The organism is Mycobacterium sp. NPDC050853 (assembly GCF_040653875.1).
Lineage (GTDB): Bacteria > Actinomycetota > Actinomycetes > Mycobacteriales > Mycobacteriaceae > Mycobacterium.
This window is the reverse complement of sequence record NZ_JBFAGW010000007.1, coordinates 86,993-101,723: the sequence shown is the minus strand read 5'-3', so window position 1 is coordinate 101,723 and position 14,731 is coordinate 86,993. Positions and strand designations below refer to the sequence as shown.

The 14,731-nt window shown below is 64.3% G+C and carries 18 protein-coding genes; 4 read left to right on the top strand and 14 right to left on the bottom strand.

Going from position 1 to position 14,731, the window contains the following annotated elements; translation table 11 throughout:
- Nucleotides 1–9: 9 nt before the first annotated feature.
- Together AB0H22_RS20620 and AB0H22_RS20615 are read left to right on the top strand one after the other, a co-directional pair.
- A complete protein-coding gene (locus tag AB0H22_RS20620) occupies nt 10–582 on the top strand; it encodes a TetR/AcrR family transcriptional regulator (protein ID WP_180749913.1) in 573 nt (190 codons plus the stop codon).
- Nucleotides 566–1,096, top strand: coding sequence for a DinB family protein (locus AB0H22_RS20615; protein WP_358148566.1), 531 nt, complete (start codon nt 566–568; stop codon nt 1,094–1,096). Before AB0H22_RS20620 ends, AB0H22_RS20615 begins: the two co-directional genes overlap by 17 nt.
- Here the strand turns inward: AB0H22_RS20615 and AB0H22_RS20610 are convergent.
- The 7 genes from AB0H22_RS20610 to AB0H22_RS20580 form a co-directional block, all read right to left on the bottom strand.
- A complete protein-coding gene (locus AB0H22_RS20610; RefSeq protein WP_358148564.1) occupies nt 1,093–1,707 on the bottom strand; it encodes a hypothetical protein in 615 nt (204 codons plus the stop codon). The genes AB0H22_RS20615 and AB0H22_RS20610 overlap by 4 nt on opposite strands.
- 33 nt (nt 1,708–1,740) lie before the next feature.
- Nucleotides 1,741–2,373, bottom strand: coding sequence for a hypothetical protein (locus AB0H22_RS20605; protein WP_180749910.1), 633 nt, complete (start codon nt 2,371–2,373; stop codon nt 1,741–1,743).
- A 65-nt stretch (nt 2,374–2,438) separates the two neighbouring features.
- Nucleotides 2,439–2,621 (bottom strand): helix-turn-helix domain-containing protein, encoded by a 183-nt coding sequence (locus AB0H22_RS20600; protein ID WP_358148560.1) that lies wholly within the window; start codon nt 2,619–2,621, stop codon nt 2,439–2,441.
- A 116-nt stretch (nt 2,622–2,737) separates the two neighbouring features.
- Entirely contained in the window at nt 2,738–4,369 is a 1,632-nt protein-coding gene (locus AB0H22_RS20595; protein ID WP_180749908.1) for an ABC-F family ATP-binding cassette domain-containing protein, read from the bottom strand.
- Between the two features lie 18 nt (nt 4,370–4,387).
- A complete protein-coding gene (locus AB0H22_RS20590; RefSeq protein ID WP_358148557.1) occupies nt 4,388–5,197 on the bottom strand; it encodes an enoyl-CoA hydratase in 810 nt (269 codons plus the stop codon).
- Between the two features lie 74 nt (nt 5,198–5,271).
- The gene (gene trxA, locus AB0H22_RS20585; RefSeq protein ID WP_180749906.1) at nt 5,272–5,625 is read right to left on the bottom strand and encodes a thioredoxin; all 354 of its coding nucleotides are present in this window, start codon (nt 5,623–5,625) and stop codon (nt 5,272–5,274) included.
- 43 nt (nt 5,626–5,668) lie between these two features.
- Nucleotides 5,669–6,796: an NADH:flavin oxidoreductase gene (locus tag AB0H22_RS20580; RefSeq protein WP_180749905.1), complete on the bottom strand. Its 1,128-nt coding sequence runs from the start codon at nt 6,794–6,796 to the stop codon at nt 5,669–5,671.
- 106 nt (nt 6,797–6,902) lie between these two features.
- Here AB0H22_RS20580 and AB0H22_RS20575 point away from each other — a divergent pair, with 106 nt between their 5' ends.
- On the top strand, nt 6,903–7,604 hold the full coding sequence (locus AB0H22_RS20575; protein WP_358148553.1) for a DUF5666 domain-containing protein: 702 nt from the start codon (nt 6,903–6,905) through the stop codon (nt 7,602–7,604).
- 141 nt (nt 7,605–7,745) lie between these two features.
- A complete protein-coding gene (locus tag AB0H22_RS20570) occupies nt 7,746–8,522 on the top strand; it encodes a DUF5666 domain-containing protein (protein ID WP_358148551.1) in 777 nt (258 codons plus the stop codon).
- Here AB0H22_RS20570 and AB0H22_RS20565 read toward each other — a convergent pair.
- The 7 genes from AB0H22_RS20565 to AB0H22_RS20535 are packed head-to-tail and all read right to left on the bottom strand — an operon-like array spanning nt 8,519 to nt 14,719.
- Nucleotides 8,519–8,863, bottom strand: a complete 345-nt coding sequence (locus tag AB0H22_RS20565) for a metal-sulfur cluster assembly factor (RefSeq protein WP_180749903.1) — start codon at nt 8,861–8,863, stop codon at nt 8,519–8,521. The genes AB0H22_RS20570 and AB0H22_RS20565 overlap by 4 nt on opposite strands.
- The gene (sufU, locus tag AB0H22_RS20560; RefSeq protein ID WP_180749902.1) at nt 8,860–9,312 is read right to left on the bottom strand and encodes a Fe-S cluster assembly sulfur transfer protein SufU; all 453 of its coding nucleotides are present in this window, start codon (nt 9,310–9,312) and stop codon (nt 8,860–8,862) included. The genes AB0H22_RS20565 and sufU overlap by 4 nt, the downstream gene beginning before the upstream one ends.
- A 31-nt stretch (nt 9,313–9,343) precedes the next feature.
- Nucleotides 9,344–10,600, bottom strand: a complete 1,257-nt coding sequence (locus AB0H22_RS20555; RefSeq protein ID WP_358148547.1) for a cysteine desulfurase — start codon at nt 10,598–10,600, stop codon at nt 9,344–9,346.
- A 2-nt stretch (nt 10,601–10,602) separates the two neighbouring features.
- Complete coding sequence (sufC, locus tag AB0H22_RS20550) at nt 10,603–11,370, bottom strand: Fe-S cluster assembly ATPase SufC (protein WP_180749900.1); 768 nt, start codon at nt 11,368–11,370, stop codon at nt 10,603–10,605.
- Nucleotides 11,371–11,406: 36 nt separating this feature from the next.
- Nucleotides 11,407–12,567, bottom strand: coding sequence for a Fe-S cluster assembly protein SufD (gene sufD / locus AB0H22_RS20545; RefSeq protein ID WP_180749899.1), 1,161 nt, complete (start codon nt 12,565–12,567; stop codon nt 11,407–11,409).
- Nucleotides 12,567–13,994 (bottom strand): Fe-S cluster assembly protein SufB, encoded by a 1,428-nt coding sequence (sufB, locus tag AB0H22_RS20540; protein WP_180749898.1) that lies wholly within the window; start codon nt 13,992–13,994, stop codon nt 12,567–12,569. The genes sufD and sufB overlap by 1 nt, the downstream gene beginning before the upstream one ends.
- A complete protein-coding gene (locus AB0H22_RS20535) occupies nt 13,991–14,719 on the bottom strand; it encodes a metalloregulator ArsR/SmtB family transcription factor (RefSeq protein WP_358148782.1) in 729 nt (242 codons plus the stop codon). The genes sufB and AB0H22_RS20535 overlap by 4 nt, the downstream gene beginning before the upstream one ends.
- Nucleotides 14,720–14,731 lie beyond the last annotated feature (12 nt).

Genomic DNA, 14,731 nt, shown 5'->3' with positions numbered 1-14,731 from the left:
AGCCAGACAGTGCCGCGCGTTAGCGAGGATCACCTCGCGGCTCGTCGCCGCCAGATCCTCGATGGCGCGCGGCGCTGTTTTGCCGAGTACGGGTACGACGGCGCGACCGTGCGCCGCCTGGAGCACACCATCGGTATGTCGCGGGGTGCGATCTTCCACCATTTCCGCGATAAGGACACCTTGTTCTTCGCGCTGGCCCGTGAGGACGCCGAGCGGATGGCGAACGTCGCCAGCCGCGAGGGCCTGGTGCAGGTGATGCGCGACATGCTGGCCGACCCGGATCAATTTGATTGGCTGGCAACCCGTTTAGAAATTGCCCGCAAGCTACGCAACGATCCCGAGTTCCGGCGAGGATGGAACCAACGCTCCGAAGAACTCAATACCGCCACCCTGGCACGGTTGCAACGCCAGAAGAAGGCGGGCCGGTTGCGCGAGGATGTGCCGAGCGAGGTGATCCTCGGCTATCTGGATTTGGTGCTCGACGGTCTGGTGGCCCGCCTGGCTTCCGGCGAATCCACTGAAAGCCTCAGCCGTGTGCTGGATCTCGTCGAGGATTCGGTGCGCCGTGCCGATCACGCCTGACACCAAGGACTGGACCTGGGTTCTGGAAACCCCGTGTGCAGACTGCGGATTTGATCCCGCCACAACACCATTCGCCCGGATACCGGAGATGGTGCGCGAAAACCTCGCGGCCTGGCAGCCCGTGCTGGCCCGACCGGAGGTACGACAGCGCCCAGATGAGCGGACGTGGTCGCCACTGGAGTACGGGGCGCACGTGCGGGACGTGTTTCGGATCTTCCTGACGCGTCTGCAGCTGATGCTGGATGAGGACGATCCGCTGTTCGAGAACTGGGATCAGGACCGGACGGCCATTGAGGATCGTTACTCCGACCAGAATCCCGCGACAGTCGCCGCCGAGCTCGCCGCCGCGGGTGAGGCCATCGCGGCGGCCTTCGCCAAGGTTCCTCAGAGCTCGCTATCGCGGCACGGACGGCGAAGCAACGGGTCGGTATTCACCGTCGAGACGTTGGGCCTCTACTTCATGCACGATCCGGTACATCACCTACACGATGTATCCCGCCTGCCGGCGGATTAGTGCGGGAAGTCGATGACGGCCCGTGCGGGCGTGTCAGCGATGTACACCACCGGGCATTTGGACGCCTGTGCCGCGACCTTCCACGCCATCACACCGTTCTTGTTTTTGAAGATGTCCGCGTCCTGAATGAGACGAGCCGATCGGACCACCGGAGAGCCGGGAGGGGCTCCGAGGTCATTGGGCTCCGGAAATGACTTCACCTGCCGGTTCTCGGGATGGTCGACGGTCCCCATGATGGTGTCGTGCGCCGCCGCGCCGCGGAATGCCACCGCATATCCCCCGTCGACCGGCGTGACCGAGAATGGCGGAGCCTGCCAATAAGTCACCGGCCCCACCGGCGGCGCCAGCCTGTCCGCTCCGAAGCTGAAGGTCACTCTGTCGAGGTCATCGAGGGTTTCGATGCGCACATCGTGCAGGATATTGGCGTAGTTCTCGGCGCCGCCGTCGGTCACCGTCGGGCATGCCGGGGCGGCCGTCGCATGTGGTGCGCCCACGAGCGAGCCGACTACTAGTACAACCGGTACCAGGTATCGAGTCATGGTTAGCGAATGTACGGCGCGGGAGGCCGCTCCGCTGGCATTCGGAGAGGGATTGTTCCCAGCGCATAACAACGCACCGGCCTGTGGTGCGCAGTCACAAACGAATTAGTGCGGCAGATCCACCACAAGTCGCGGTGGATTGGTCAGCGTGCTCACCTCGGGGCAGCGTTGCTTGTTCAACCCGAGGGCCCACCGCACGTGTCCCTCGAAATCCTCTCCCTGCTCGGCCTCGGCCAGAATCGCAAAATCCTTCGGTTTGATTTCACTAGGGCCCGGATATGACCGGGTGGGCTTGTCGACCTCGTGTGCGGAGGCACCGTCGAAAAGCACCCCGAGCAATGCGGTCCCGGAGACGATGACGTTATCCCCCTTCGGACCCGCGGAGACGCTCGCCGGGCTGTCCACCGAGTACTTGGGCACCACTAACTGATCCAGCGGCACCTTCGTCTTCGCGTCCGGCCCGAACTCGAAGGTCACCCTGTCGTAGTCGTCCTGCTTACCAACGCGCACATCGCGCAATAGCGTGGCCACATTCTTGCCTCCGCCGCCGCTCACCGTCTCGCATGCCTTCACACGGAAAGTCTCGGGGGCGGGAGTCGAGGTCTGTGGCAACTCCGTCGTGGTGGCCACCGGCGATACCGAATCGCCGTTGAGGTGCATCGGACCAGCACAGCCGGAAATCGTCGCTACCGCCATCGTCACCACTCCGATGCGCCGGATACCGTGTTGTCCTTGCATCGCATCACGGTAGCAATATTCGTGGCCCGAAAGCTCAACGGGCACACTGCGTGTCGGAGGACTACCTAGGCCTTGCGTCCCCGCCTATTCGGACCGCCGCGCCCGCGCAGGGTGGTGCCCGATTCCACGAGAGCGCGATGGACGTAGCCATACGATCGGCTGGTCTCCGCAGCGAGCGCACGGATGCTCGCGCCTTTCTCGTATGCCGTCTTCAATTCGGCACGCTCTTCGTCGCGTGTTTTAGCCATCGCGATCTCTCTCCCGACTCCATACCGCAGCCCCGATGGGGCGGCTCGACCCGTTTGCACCATAGCGCAAATGTGATCACGCAGATGCGCGAGACAGAAGCAGGGCGAGAAAAAGGTCAGGCCAGCTCGATAAGGTCCCGATACTCCTGGGACCAGTAGTCTTCGGTGCCATCGGGCAACAACACGACGCGCTGCGGATCGAGTGCTTCAGCGGCCCCCGGGTCGTGTGTGACGAGCACGACAGCCCCTAGATAACTGCGCAACGCGTCCAAAACCTGTTCGCGCGAGGCGGGGTCCAGGTTGTTGGTCGGTTCATCGAGAAGCAACACATTCGCCGTCGAGGCCACCAATCCCGCGAGGGCCAGACGGGTCTTCTCGCCACCGGAGAGCGTCCCCGCCGGCTGATCGAGCTGCGGGCCGGTGAACATGAACGCGCCCAGGATGCCGCGTAGCTCCTGCTCCCCCGTGTCTGGAGCGGCGTGGCGGATGTTTTCCCATACCGTCGCGTGATCGTCGAGAGTGTCGTGCTCCTGCGCGAAGTACCCGAGCTTGAGGCCGTGACCAGGTTCCAGCACGCCGGCGTCTGCCGTCTCCGCACCCGCCAGCAGCCGCAGTAGCGTCGTCTTCCCCGCGCCGTTGAGCCCCAGCACCACGACCCGCGAACCCCTGTCGATGGCCAGGTCGACTCCGGTGAATATCTCCAGAGACCCATAGTTCTTGGTCAACCCCTTGGCCACCAGGGGAACCCGACCGCACGCCGCAGGGGTCGGGAACTTGATACGCGCCACCTTGTCTGCGACGCGTTCCTCGGCGAGTCCGGACAGCATCCTGTCGGCGCGACGTAACATGTTCTGCGCCGCAACGGCTTTGGTCGCCTTGGCACCCATCTTGGCGGCCTGGGTACGCAGGGCCGAGGCCTTCTTCTCCGCGTTGGCCCGCTCGCGGCGGCGGCGCTGTTCGTCCAGCGACCGCGCATCCACGTACTTCTGCCAGCCCATGTTGTAGACGTCGACCTCGCCGCGCACGGCATCGAGGAACCACACCTTGTTGACCACATCGGCCAACAGCTCGACGTTGTGGCTGATCACCACGAGACCACCGTCGTGTCCTTGCAAGAACCCCCGCAGCCAGCCGATCGAGTCCGCGTCGAGGTGGTTGGTCGGTTCGTCGAGCAACAGCGTCATATTCGACGACCCAGTACCGCCCTCGGACGCACCGAAGAGAATCCGGGCCAGCTCAACACGGCGGCGCTGGCCGCCCGAGAGCGTCTCCAGCTGCTGCGTCAGCACCCGTTCGGGCAGACCAAGGCTCGAACAGATACGCGCGGCTTCGCTTTCGGCGACATAACCGCCCAGAGACGAGAACCGCTCCTCCAGCTGGCCGTACTTGCGTATCGCCTTATCGCGCTGATCCTCGTCCGCGAGCTCGGCCATCAGCGTCTGCTGCTTTTCCATGTCGCTGACGATGGTGTCCAGGCCACGCGCCGACAGCACTCGATCTCGTGCCAGCATCTCCAGGTTGCCCTCTTTGGGATCCTGTGGCAGGTAACCGATTTCACCAATGCGGGCGACCGAGCCGGCATACGGTTCACCCTCGCCGGCCAGAATCCGCATCGAGGTTGTCTTGCCGGCACCATTGCGGCCGACCAGTCCTATGCGGTCGCCGGGCTGGATGCGCAAGGCGGGGCCTGGCGCATACACGAGCGTGCGGGCGCCGGCGCGGACCTCAAGGTCCGTCGCGGTAATCACTACGTTCTCCCTTTGCGCCTAGCGCTTATCGCGGAACTCCGCCGGCCGTTTTTCTTTCCGGGCGGCGGTTGCTTCTTCGAAGTTATCGGTGAGCAGCCTGACGTACAGCTGACCCAAGCCTTCCTGATGCATATGGCTTTCCAGGCTAGCCGCGTCCATTCCGCTCCAGATGGTGCGCTTGGTTAACTCGATCCCTGGGCGGGAGAACCCGGCAATGCGTTCCCCGATCGCGTAGCACTCATCTAACAGCTTATCGTCCGCTACCGCCCGGGATACCAAGCCGATCCTTTCGGCCTCCTCGGCGCCTACATCACGGCCGGTCAGCATGATGTCCGCGGCCCGGGACGTACCGATGGCACGGGGCAGCAGATAGCTCAGTCCCAGCTCGCTGGCGGTCAGTCCATTGTTGATACCGGCGGCCCGGAAGTAGGCGGACTCGGATGCCACCCGGATGTCGCAGGCCAACGCCAGGCACAGCCCACCGCCGATGGCCGCACCGTTCACCGCCGCGATGACCGGCTGATGCATGCGACGCACGGTGAGGATGACCTCGTCAAGCAGCTCCATCGATCGCAGCGCGACCGTAGGCTGGGTGAGCCCCGCGATATGTGGGATGGGTCCGGCGGATTTTTGGTCGGCACCCGAGCAAAATCCGTTACCGGCCCCGGTGATGACGACGGCACGCACATCGTTGTCGTGGCTGATATCCACCAGCATCTGCTTGAACGGCAGCATCACGTCGAATGCCATGGCGTTCATCCGCTCGGGCCGGTTCAAGGTGATCAGGGCAATACCCGGACGCGGACGATCCACCAGGACGAAACTCATACGTCCATATAACCGACACCGCCGAGCTGCACCAAATCGTTTGACAATGCCGTCGCGGCCGGACAGGGACGGAGCTACGCCTCCTGCTCGCGCAGTGCCACCTCCACGTCGAGATCGCGGACCTTCTGCACCAGGTCAGCCAACGACGCGGGGGGCAGTGCGCCGGCCTGGTTGAACACCAGCTCGCCCTTCTTGAACGCCATCAGCGTAGGAATCGAGCGGATATTGGCGGCTGAGGCCAATGCCTGCTCGGCCTCGGTGTCCACCTTGGCGTAGACGACATCGGGGTTCTCCTCCGATGAGGCCTCGAAGACGGGACCGAACTGGCGGCACGGGCCACACCACGACGCCCAGAAGTCGACCAGCACGATGTCGTTGTCGTGGATTAGGTCATTGAATGCGTCAGCGGTGATGTCACGTATTGCCATGCTGTCCTCAACGTTGCCGGGATGCGTGATGTTCCGTCGGTTCTCAGTACAGCGAGGCCAGGGCCTTGCCGATATTGAATCCTACGAACTCGGTATGTCGTCCGGTCCGCAGCTTGTTCACCCACTCGGGATCCGACAGCAGGGCACGGCCGACCGCGATGACGTCGAACTCCTTGTTGGCGAATTGCCGCAGCACGGCTTCGACGGTCGCAGGCTCGATATCCCGGATCTCGGTGGGCTTGAACTCGGTCTGCAACCCCACCGAGCCAACGGCGATGGCCGGAAGCCCCGTGACACGCTTGGTCCAGCCCGCCAGACTCAGCTCGCCATCGGCACCGGCCACGTCAGGGAACGCGGGCACGTAGTGCCGACGCGTGGACGGGTGGAAGACGTCCACGCCCGCCTCAACCAGCGGTGCAAGCAGACGCTCCAGTTCGGCCGGACTGTCCGCCAGCGTGGCCGTGTAATCAGCCTGCTTCCATTGCGAAAACCGGTACAGGATAGGGAAATCCGTGCCGACGGCGGCGCGTACCGCCCGTACCACCTCGACCGGGAACCGCAGCCGGTCGGCCGCCGACCCGCCATACCCGTCGGCCCGCACGTTGGTGCGTTCCCACAGGAACTGGTCAAGCAGATAACCGTGGGCGCCATGCAACTCGACAGCGTCGAATCCTGCGGCCTTGGCGTTCCGGGCGGCCGTCGCGTACCGCTCCGCAAGCGGGGCAAGCTCACCGGTCTGCAGCGCGCGGCCCGTCGGAGAAGCGTCCCCGGCCAGACCGGACGGACTCACCGACTCGACCTGAGGATTGAATTCGGGGTCGACACCGCGCTCGACGCCCTGGTGCCACAGCTGGGCGGCTATCACCGATCCCTCGTCGTGCACGGCATCGGTGACGGCAGACCATCCGGCGAGCGAGTCAGAGCCGATCAGCCGCGGAACACTGGACTGACCGCCCGCCGCATCATCCGGAATGAAGACGCCCTCGGTGATGATCAACCCCACGCCACCGGCGGCTCGGCGCCGGTAGTACGCGGCCACATTGTCGCCGGGCACACCACCCGGCGACGCCGACCGCGTCATCGGCGCCATCGCGAACCGGTTGGGGGCGGTCAGAGATTTGACGGTGAATGGTTCAAAGAGGGGCGATACGTCCAAGCTCGCGTCGGTCACGAGATGTCAAACTACGCCGTAGCCGTATCCATTCCGGATAACGTGGTCAACCATGTCACCAAATCTCTGGCCACGGCCCACGTTGCTAGTGATCGCCGGAGCCGTCGTGTTGGCCGGCACGGCATGCGGCGGGTCCGGGGACAAGCCCACCGAGTCGTCGCCGGGCCCCGCCTCGACCACCGTCACGCGGCACGCGGGTGGACAAGACAGAGCCGGCGGACTGATCTCCTCGGTGTCGGGTCACACCGTCCAGGTGACCAACCCCGTCGGCAGCGCCGATATCGACTTCAACACCATGACAAAGCTCACCGAGATCCAACCCGCGGAACTTTCGGATGTGATCGTCGGCAGCTGCGTCAGCATGCTGGCGACGACCGGCGCAGATGCTTCGGACCAGGCCACCGCGCAGCGGGTGCTGATCAGTGCGGCCGAGGACGACAAATGTGCCGTGGACACACCGCCCGGGAGCGCACCACCTCCCGGCATACCCCAGGGGCCGCCGCCCGGTGGTCCCGAGGGGCCACCGCCATTCGGCGGCCCGAGCGTCCAGGGTGCGGTCGCCTCAGTCAACGGCAGCACCATCGTGGTCGCCAATACCGATCCCAGTGGGGCATCGGAGATCCAGACCAATGTCACGGTGACTGCTGACACCGCCTACGACAAACGGCAACCCACCGAGGCCACCGCAATCATCACCGGCAAATGCGCGGACGCGCGCGGCACGAAGGACGCCAACGGGGTGCTTCAGGCCACCAAGATCGATTTGGGTCCCGCCACCGACGGGCGATGCGGACCACCCCCGCGGTAGATCCCGATACGGCTTCGTGCCACGGATTGTCTCGAAGCTTGACATCCGCAACACACAGCAACTTCGCACATACACCGGAGCGCAACCTCAGCCAGCACAAGCACGCTGAGGTGTCCCATTCGCCAACCATGGAGAACATCGATGTCCCCAACCCAGATACTCGCCCAACCACGGTTCGCCCGCGGTGCCCTGTTCGCACTCGCCGGACTGACCGCGCTGTCGGTGGCCGCGTGCGGCTCGCCTGCCGAGACCAATGGCGCCTCCACAAACTCATCGGCCCCGACCACGTCTGCGGCTGCGCACCAGGGTGAGCACAACGATAAGGACCACGTCATGGGACTTATCGCCTCGGTGTCGGGCAACACCATTCAGGTGACCAAGAAGGACGGCACCGCGGCTATCGGCTTCAGCCAGTCGACGAAGGTCTCCGAGATCACTGCCGCACAGTTGCCGGACGTCACCGCCGGGAGCTGTATTGCCGCCATGTCACAACAGGACTCGAACCCGCCGACGGCCCGGCGAGTGATGATCTGGCCGGCCGCGGACGGTAACTGCACGAGGTCACACTCCAAGGACCCACAGGAGTCCGCTTCCCCCACCCCAACATCCGGTAAACGCGCCGAGCATCAGGCCGTTCACGGGACAGTCACCTCGGTCAGTGGGAACACGATCACGGTAAGCAGCACCGATCCGAATGGCGGGGCCGCCACCCAGACCACTGTGACCGTGAATAACGACACCACTTACGCCAAGCGTGCCCCGGCGGACCAGAGTGCCATCGCCCCGGGCAAGTGCATTGCCGCGCACGGTGGCGATGACGCATCGGGCAATCTTCAGGCCTCGACGATCACCCTTCGTGCAGCCAAGGACGGCTCATGCGGTGGGCCTGGCGGCCACGAAGGCCACCACGAGCGCTAGACCGTGAAGCCGAGGGCCCGGAGCTGCTCCCGACCATCGTCGGTGATCTTGTCCGGGCCCCACGGCGGCACCCAGACCCAGTTGATCTTGATCTCCTTGACCAGCCCGGCGCCGACCAGTGCGTTGCGCGACTGATCTTCGATGACGTCGGTGAGCGGGCACGCCGCCGAGGTAAGCGTCATGTCGATTGTGGCTACCTTGCCGCTCTCGTCCTCGTCGACACTGAGCCCGTAGACAAGCCCCAGATCGACGACGTTAATGCCGAGCTCTGGGTCGACAACATCACGCATCGCCTCCTCGAGATCTTCGAGAAGCTTTACGTCTTCTGATACTTCGGTCATCGCTTCACCTCTTGGTGTTCTGTTGCCTGAACAAGAGCGTCCTTGAATGCCATCCATCCTAGGAGCGCACACTTAACGCGAGCCGGGTACCGCGAAACCCCGACGAAAGCAATGCCATCGCCGATGACATCCTCGTCACCGTCGATGGTGCCGCGGGAGGAAATCATCTCGTTGAACGATGCCACCGTCTTGAGCGCCTCATCCACCGTCAGCCCGATCACCTGATCCGTGAGCACCGAGGTGGCGGCCTGGCTGATGGAACAGCCCTGCCCGTCATAGGACACATCGGCAATACGGTTGTCATCCAAGGTAACTCGCAACGTCACCTCGTCACCACAGGTGGGGTTCACGTGGTGCACCTCGGCCGCGAAGGGCTCACGCAGCCCGCGATGATGCGGGTGCTTGTAGTGATCCAGGATGACTTCCTGGTACATCTGCTCAAGACGCATCAGACGGCGACATTCTCTTCGCGCAAGCGGCTCATCGGAAGAACTCCTGGGCGCGGCGGACTCCGGCGACCAGACGGTCGACTTCGTCCAGAGTGTTGTAGACGGCGAAGGATGCCCGCGCCGATGCCGCAATACCGAACCGGCGATGCAGCGGCCAGGCACAGTGATGTCCGACCCGCACCGCGACGCCCTCGTCATCGAGCACCTGTCCGAGGTCATGCGCGTGGATACCGTCCACCACAAAGGAGACCGCCCCACCGCGGTCGGCGTTCTCGGTGGGGCCGATGATCCGGACACCCTCAATGCCCTGCAGCCCGGAAAGTGCCGCCGACACCAGCTGATGCTCGTGGGCGGCAATGGCTTCCATACCCACCGCGTTGAGGTATTCGACGGCGGCACCCAGTCCGACCACCTGGGAGGTCATCGGGACACCGGCCTCGAACCGCTGCGGCGGCGGCGCGTAGGTACTGACCTCCATGGTGACCGTCTCGATCATGGACCCACCGGTGATGAACGGGGGCATGACCTCCAGCAGTTCACGACGGCCGTACAGCACGCCGACGCCCGAGGGACCCAGCATCTTGTGCCCGGAGAAGGCGGCGTAGTCGACACCCAGCTCGCGGAAGTTCACCGGCATATGCGGAACGGATTGGCAGGCGTCGAGAACTACCAAGGCACCAACAGTTTTGGCGCGACGCACCAGCTCGGCGACCGGCGCGACGGCACCCGTCACATTGGATTGGTGGGTGAAGGCCACCACCTTGACGGCCTCGGTGAGCTCGAGCGAGTCGAGGTCGATGCGACCGTCATCGGTGACACCGAACCAACGCAGGGTGGCGCCGGTGCGGCGGCAGAGCTCTTGCCACGGCACCAGATTGGCGTGATGCTCCAGCTCCGTGATGACTACCTCGTCGCCGGGGCCCACCGCACGATCGAATCGGCCGTCGCCGAGGGTGTAGGCCACCAGGTTGAGCGATTCGGTGGCGTTCTTCGTAAAGACGATCTCGCCGTCATCGACCCCCACGAAGCGGGCGATGGCAGTGCGCGCGCCCTCGTAGGCGTCCGTGGCTTCCTCGGCGAGCTGGTGGGCGCCGCGGTGCACTGCGGCATTGCGCTCGGTGAGGAAGGTGCGCTCGGCGTCGAGAACCTGCAGCGGACGCTGCGAGGTCGCACCGGAATCCAGATACGCCAAGGGTTTACCGCCGCGCACCGTCCGGCCCAGGATCGGGAAGTCCGCCCTGATACGTTCCAGATCCAGTCCGGTCGCCGAGTCCGCAGTGGCCGTCATGGCTAGGCTCCCGCGGTCGCCTGGGTAAAGCGCACGTAGCCGTTCTCCTCCAGCTCGTCGGCCAGCTCGGGACCGCCCGACTCGACGATGCGGCCACCGACGAAGACGTGCACGAACTGCGGCTGGATGTAGCGCAGGATGCGGGTGTAGTGAGTGATGAGCAGAACGCCACCATGCTCACGCTCCGCGTACCGATTCACTCCCTCGGACACGATCCGCAGGGCATCGACATCAAGGCCGGAGTCCGTCTCATCGAGGATGGCGATCTTCGGCTTGAGTAGACCCAGCTGCAGGATCTCGTGACGCTTCTTTTCGCCGCCCGAAAAGCCCTCGTTCACACTGCGCTCGGCGAAGGCGGAGTCGATCTCCAACTCCCCCATGGCTTCCTTGACTTCCTTGATCCAATGACGCAACTTCGGGGCCTCGCCGCGCACGGCAGTCGCGGCGGTACGCAGGAAGTTGGACATCGACACCCCGGGCACCTCAATGGGGTACTGCATGGCCAGGAAGAGCCCCGCCCGTGCGCGTTCGTCCACCGACAGCTCCAGCACGTCCTGCCCGTCCAGGGTGATGGACCCGGAGGTCACCTCGTACTTCGGGTGTCCGGCGATGGCGTAGGACAGTGTGGACTTACCGGATCCGTTGGGGCCCATGACGGCATGGGTCTCCCCCGAGTTCACCGTCAGGTTGACGCCCTTGAGGATCTCGATCGCCTCGCCCTCGTTGGGCGAGATGCTGACGTGCAGGTCCTTGATTTCCAAAGTGGTCATGAGTATTCCGAATGCCTTCTATCCGAGTCTTGCGAATTACGAGTTGGTCTGGGCCAGTTCTTTTTCGACGGCTTCGGTGAGACGGTCTCGCACCGACTCGATCCCGATCCGGCCAATGATGTCCTGGAAGAAGCCGCGTACCACCAGGCGGCGCGCATCCTCCTCGGTGATACCGCGCGAGCGCAGGTAGAACAACTGCTCATCATCGAATCGCCCGGTGGCGCTGGCGTGCCCGGCACCGGCGATCTCGCCGGTCTCGATCTCGAGGTTGGGTACCGAGTCGGCCCGAGCCCCGTCGGTGAGGATCAGGTTGCGGTTCAGCTCGAAGGTGTCGGTTCCGGTGGCCTCGGCGCGGATCAGCACATCACCGATCCAGACCGTGTGCGCATCCGGCTTGTCCGAGGCCGGATCCCCTTGTAGCGCACCCTTGTACGTGACATGTGAACGGCAGTTGGGCTGAGCGTGGTCGACCAGCAGCCGGTGCTCGAAGAACTGGCCGTCATCGGCGTAGTAGAGCCCGAACAGCTCGGCGTCGCCGCCAGGACCCGAAAAGCGAACGGAAGTGTTCAGTCTCACCAGGTCACCACCGAGCGTGACGGCGATGTGGCGCAGGACAGCATCCTTGCCCAGTTTGGCGTGGTGGGCGGTGACATGGACGGCGTCATCGTCCCAGTCGGCGATGGACACGACAGTCAGGCGGGACGCGTCGTCCAGTAAGAATTCGACGTTTTCGGCATAGGTTCCGCTGCCGCGGTAGTCGATGACGACGGCCGACTCGGAGAGCTCACCGGCACGGATCTGGATGTGTCCGTAAGAAACCTGTCCCTGACCGGGGCCGCCGACGGCAACCTCGACCGGTTCGCCGACTACCTCTTGCTTGCCGACAGTGATTATGGTCGCCGCCTGGAAGGACGAGTATGCCTGCGCGGCAATCCGATCCGATGGCACTCCGGCCTGACCGAGACGGGCATCTCCACGGTCCACAGTTTCCACCGTCACACCGTCACGCACGGTCACCTCGACGGACGCTTCGGCGGTTGCGATCGCGGATCCATCGTGCAGACCCCGCAGGCGGCGTAGCGGAGTGAACCGCCACAGCTCGTCCCGGCCGCCGGGAACCTCGAAGGCGCCGACGTCGTAGGAGCTGAACAGTTCGCCCTTGTTGGCCCCTTCGACAGCTTGAGTCAACTGAGTCATTAACCGACCGAGCCTTCCATTTGCAGCTCGATGAGCCGGTTGAGCTCGAGCGCGTATTCCATTGGCAGTTCCTTGGCGATGGGCTCAACGAACCCGCGCACCACCATGGCCATGGCTTCGTCCTCGGTCATACCGCGGCTCATCAGGTAGAACAACTGATCGTCGCTGACCTTCGAGACGGTCGCCTCGTGACCCATGGTGACGTCGTCCTCGCGGATATCGACGTACGGGTAGGTGTCGCTGCGACTGATCGAGTCGACAAGCAGCGCATCGCATTTCACCGTCGAGCGGGAGCCGTACGCGCCCTTGTTGACCTGAACCAGGCCACGATAGGAGGCACGCCCACCGCCACGCGCCACCGACTTAGAGACGATGTTGCTCGACGTGTTCGGTGCCAGGTGCAGCATCTTGGCGCCGGTGTCCTGGTGCTGCCCCTCGCCCGCGAATGCGACCGACAGCACTTCACCCTTCGCATGCTCACCGGTCATCCAGACCGCCGGGTACTTCATGGTGACCTTGGACCCGATATTGCCGTCGACCCATTCCATGGTGGCCCCCGCCTCGGCGCGGGCCCGCTTGGTCACCAGGTTGTAGACGTTGTTCGACCAGTTCTGGATGGTCGTGTAGCGGCAGCGCCCGCCCGGCTTGACGATGATCTCCACCACCGCCGAGTGCAGCGAGTCAGACTTGTAGATGGGTGCAGTACATCCCTCGACGTAGTGCACATACGCACCCTCGTCGACAATGATGAGCGTCCGCTCGAACTGGCCCATGTTCTCGGTGTTGATCCGGAAGTACGCCTGCAGCGGGATGTCGACCTTCACCCCTGGCGGCACGTAGATGAACGAGCCACCGGACCACACCGCAGTGTTGAGCGCGGAGAACTTGTTATCCCCGGCCGGGATGACGCTGCCGAAGTACTCCTTGAACATCTCCGGGTGCTCGCGCAGGCCCGAGTCGGTGTCCAGGAAGATCACGCCCTGGGCCTCCAGATCCTCGCGGATCGAGTGGTAGACGACCTCCGACTCGTACTGCGCGGCAACACCGGACACCAGGCGCTGCTTCTCGGCCTCGGGGATGCCGAGGCGGTCGTACGTGTTCTTGATGTCGGCGGGCAGATCGTCCCAGGTGGCAGCCTGCTTCTCGCTGGACCGCACGAAGTATTTGATGTTGTCGAAGTCGATGCCCTCGAGGTTCGATCCCCAGTTCGGCATCGGCTTCTTGCCGAAGGTACGCAGAGCCTTGAGACGGATGTCGAGCATCCACTCGGGCTCGCTCTTCTTGCCGGAGATATCGCGCACCACAGCCTCGGACAGGCCGCGTTGCGCACTGGCGCCGGCGACGTCGGAGTCGGACCAGCCATAGCCGTAGTTGCCCAGGGACGCGATCGTCTCGTCCTGGGTCAGCACTTCGCGTTCGAGGGTCATAGTGACTCCTTCTCTTGCTCGTTTGTCATCAGGTGCGGGCTGGGCACCGGCGCTATGGGTACATGGGTGGTGCAGGCGCAGTCGCCGTTGGCGATGGTGGCCAACCGCTGTACATGTGTTCCCAACACTTCAGCGAAGGCCTGCTGTTCCGCCTCGCAGAGTTCGGGGAACTCGGCTGCCACGTGCGATACCGGACAGTGATGCTGGCATATCTGCACGCCCTGCATCGGTCCGCCCACCTTCTGGGTGCTGGCCGCGTATCCGGCCTTGGTCAGTGCGGTAGCCACTTGTTCGACGGCGGACTCGGTGTCGTCATGCGGAGCGCCGGCCGTCACATCACGCAAGATCGCGTCGATGCGGCGGCGCGCAAAGGTCCGCACGGCCTGGTCGCCGCCGATCTCGCGCAGCTGGCGCATAGCGGCCGAGGCCAGATCGTCGTAGGCGTGATTGAGCTTGGCGCGACCATCGGCAGTAAGCTGGAACCGCTTAGCGGGGCGGCCTCGGCCGTTGTGCTGCCATGCGGCCGCCGGATTCGCGACGGCGTCACCTGCCTCACTGAGCGCATCCAGGTGACGGCGCACACCGGCAGCCGACAGGCCGAGCTGATCCCCAATCTCACCTGCGGTGATCGGCCCCGACTCCATGAGTAGGCGCACCACGGCCGCACGGGTCTGTCCATCAGGCGACACGGCCGGGGCAGCATCCAGCACCTGCGACGCGGCCATCCCAGATGCCGC

Excerpts from the sequence above, each read along its gene's own strand:
- AB0H22_RS20600 (WP_358148560.1), bottom strand. The coding sequence starts at position 2,621 with ATGGCTAAAACACGCGACGAAGAGCGTGCCGAATTGAAGACGGCATAC.
- sufC (WP_180749900.1), bottom strand. The coding sequence starts at position 11,370 with ATGACCACTTTGGAAATCAAGGACCTGCACGTCAGCATCTCGCCCAAC.
- AB0H22_RS20590 (WP_358148557.1), bottom strand. The coding sequence starts at position 5,197 with ATGAGTTTCGTCCTGGTGGATCGTCCGCGTCCGGGTATTGCCCTGATC.
- sufD (WP_180749899.1), bottom strand. The coding sequence starts at position 12,567 with ATGACTCAGTTGACTCAAGCTGTCGAAGGGGCCAACAAGGGCGAACTG.
- sufB (WP_180749898.1), bottom strand. The coding sequence starts at position 13,994 with ATGACCCTCGAACGCGAAGTGCTGACCCAGGACGAGACGATCGCGTCC.
- AB0H22_RS20570 (WP_358148551.1), top strand. The coding sequence starts at position 7,746 with ATGTCCCCAACCCAGATACTCGCCCAACCACGGTTCGCCCGCGGTGCC.
- AB0H22_RS20565 (WP_180749903.1), bottom strand. The coding sequence starts at position 8,863 with ATGACCGAAGTATCAGAAGACGTAAAGCTTCTCGAAGATCTCGAGGAG.
- sufU (WP_180749902.1), bottom strand. The coding sequence starts at position 9,312 with ATGCGTCTTGAGCAGATGTACCAGGAAGTCATCCTGGATCACTACAAG.
- trxA (WP_180749906.1), bottom strand. The coding sequence starts at position 5,625 with ATGGCAATACGTGACATCACCGCTGACGCATTCAATGACCTAATCCAC.
- AB0H22_RS20535 (WP_358148782.1), bottom strand. The coding sequence starts at position 14,719 with ATGGCCGCGTCGCAGGTGCTGGATGCTGCCCCGGCCGTGTCGCCTGAT.
- AB0H22_RS20555 (WP_358148547.1), bottom strand. The coding sequence starts at position 10,600 with ATGACGGCCACTGCGGACTCGGCGACCGGACTGGATCTGGAACGTATC.
- AB0H22_RS20605 (WP_180749910.1), bottom strand. The coding sequence starts at position 2,373 with ATGCAAGGACAACACGGTATCCGGCGCATCGGAGTGGTGACGATGGCG.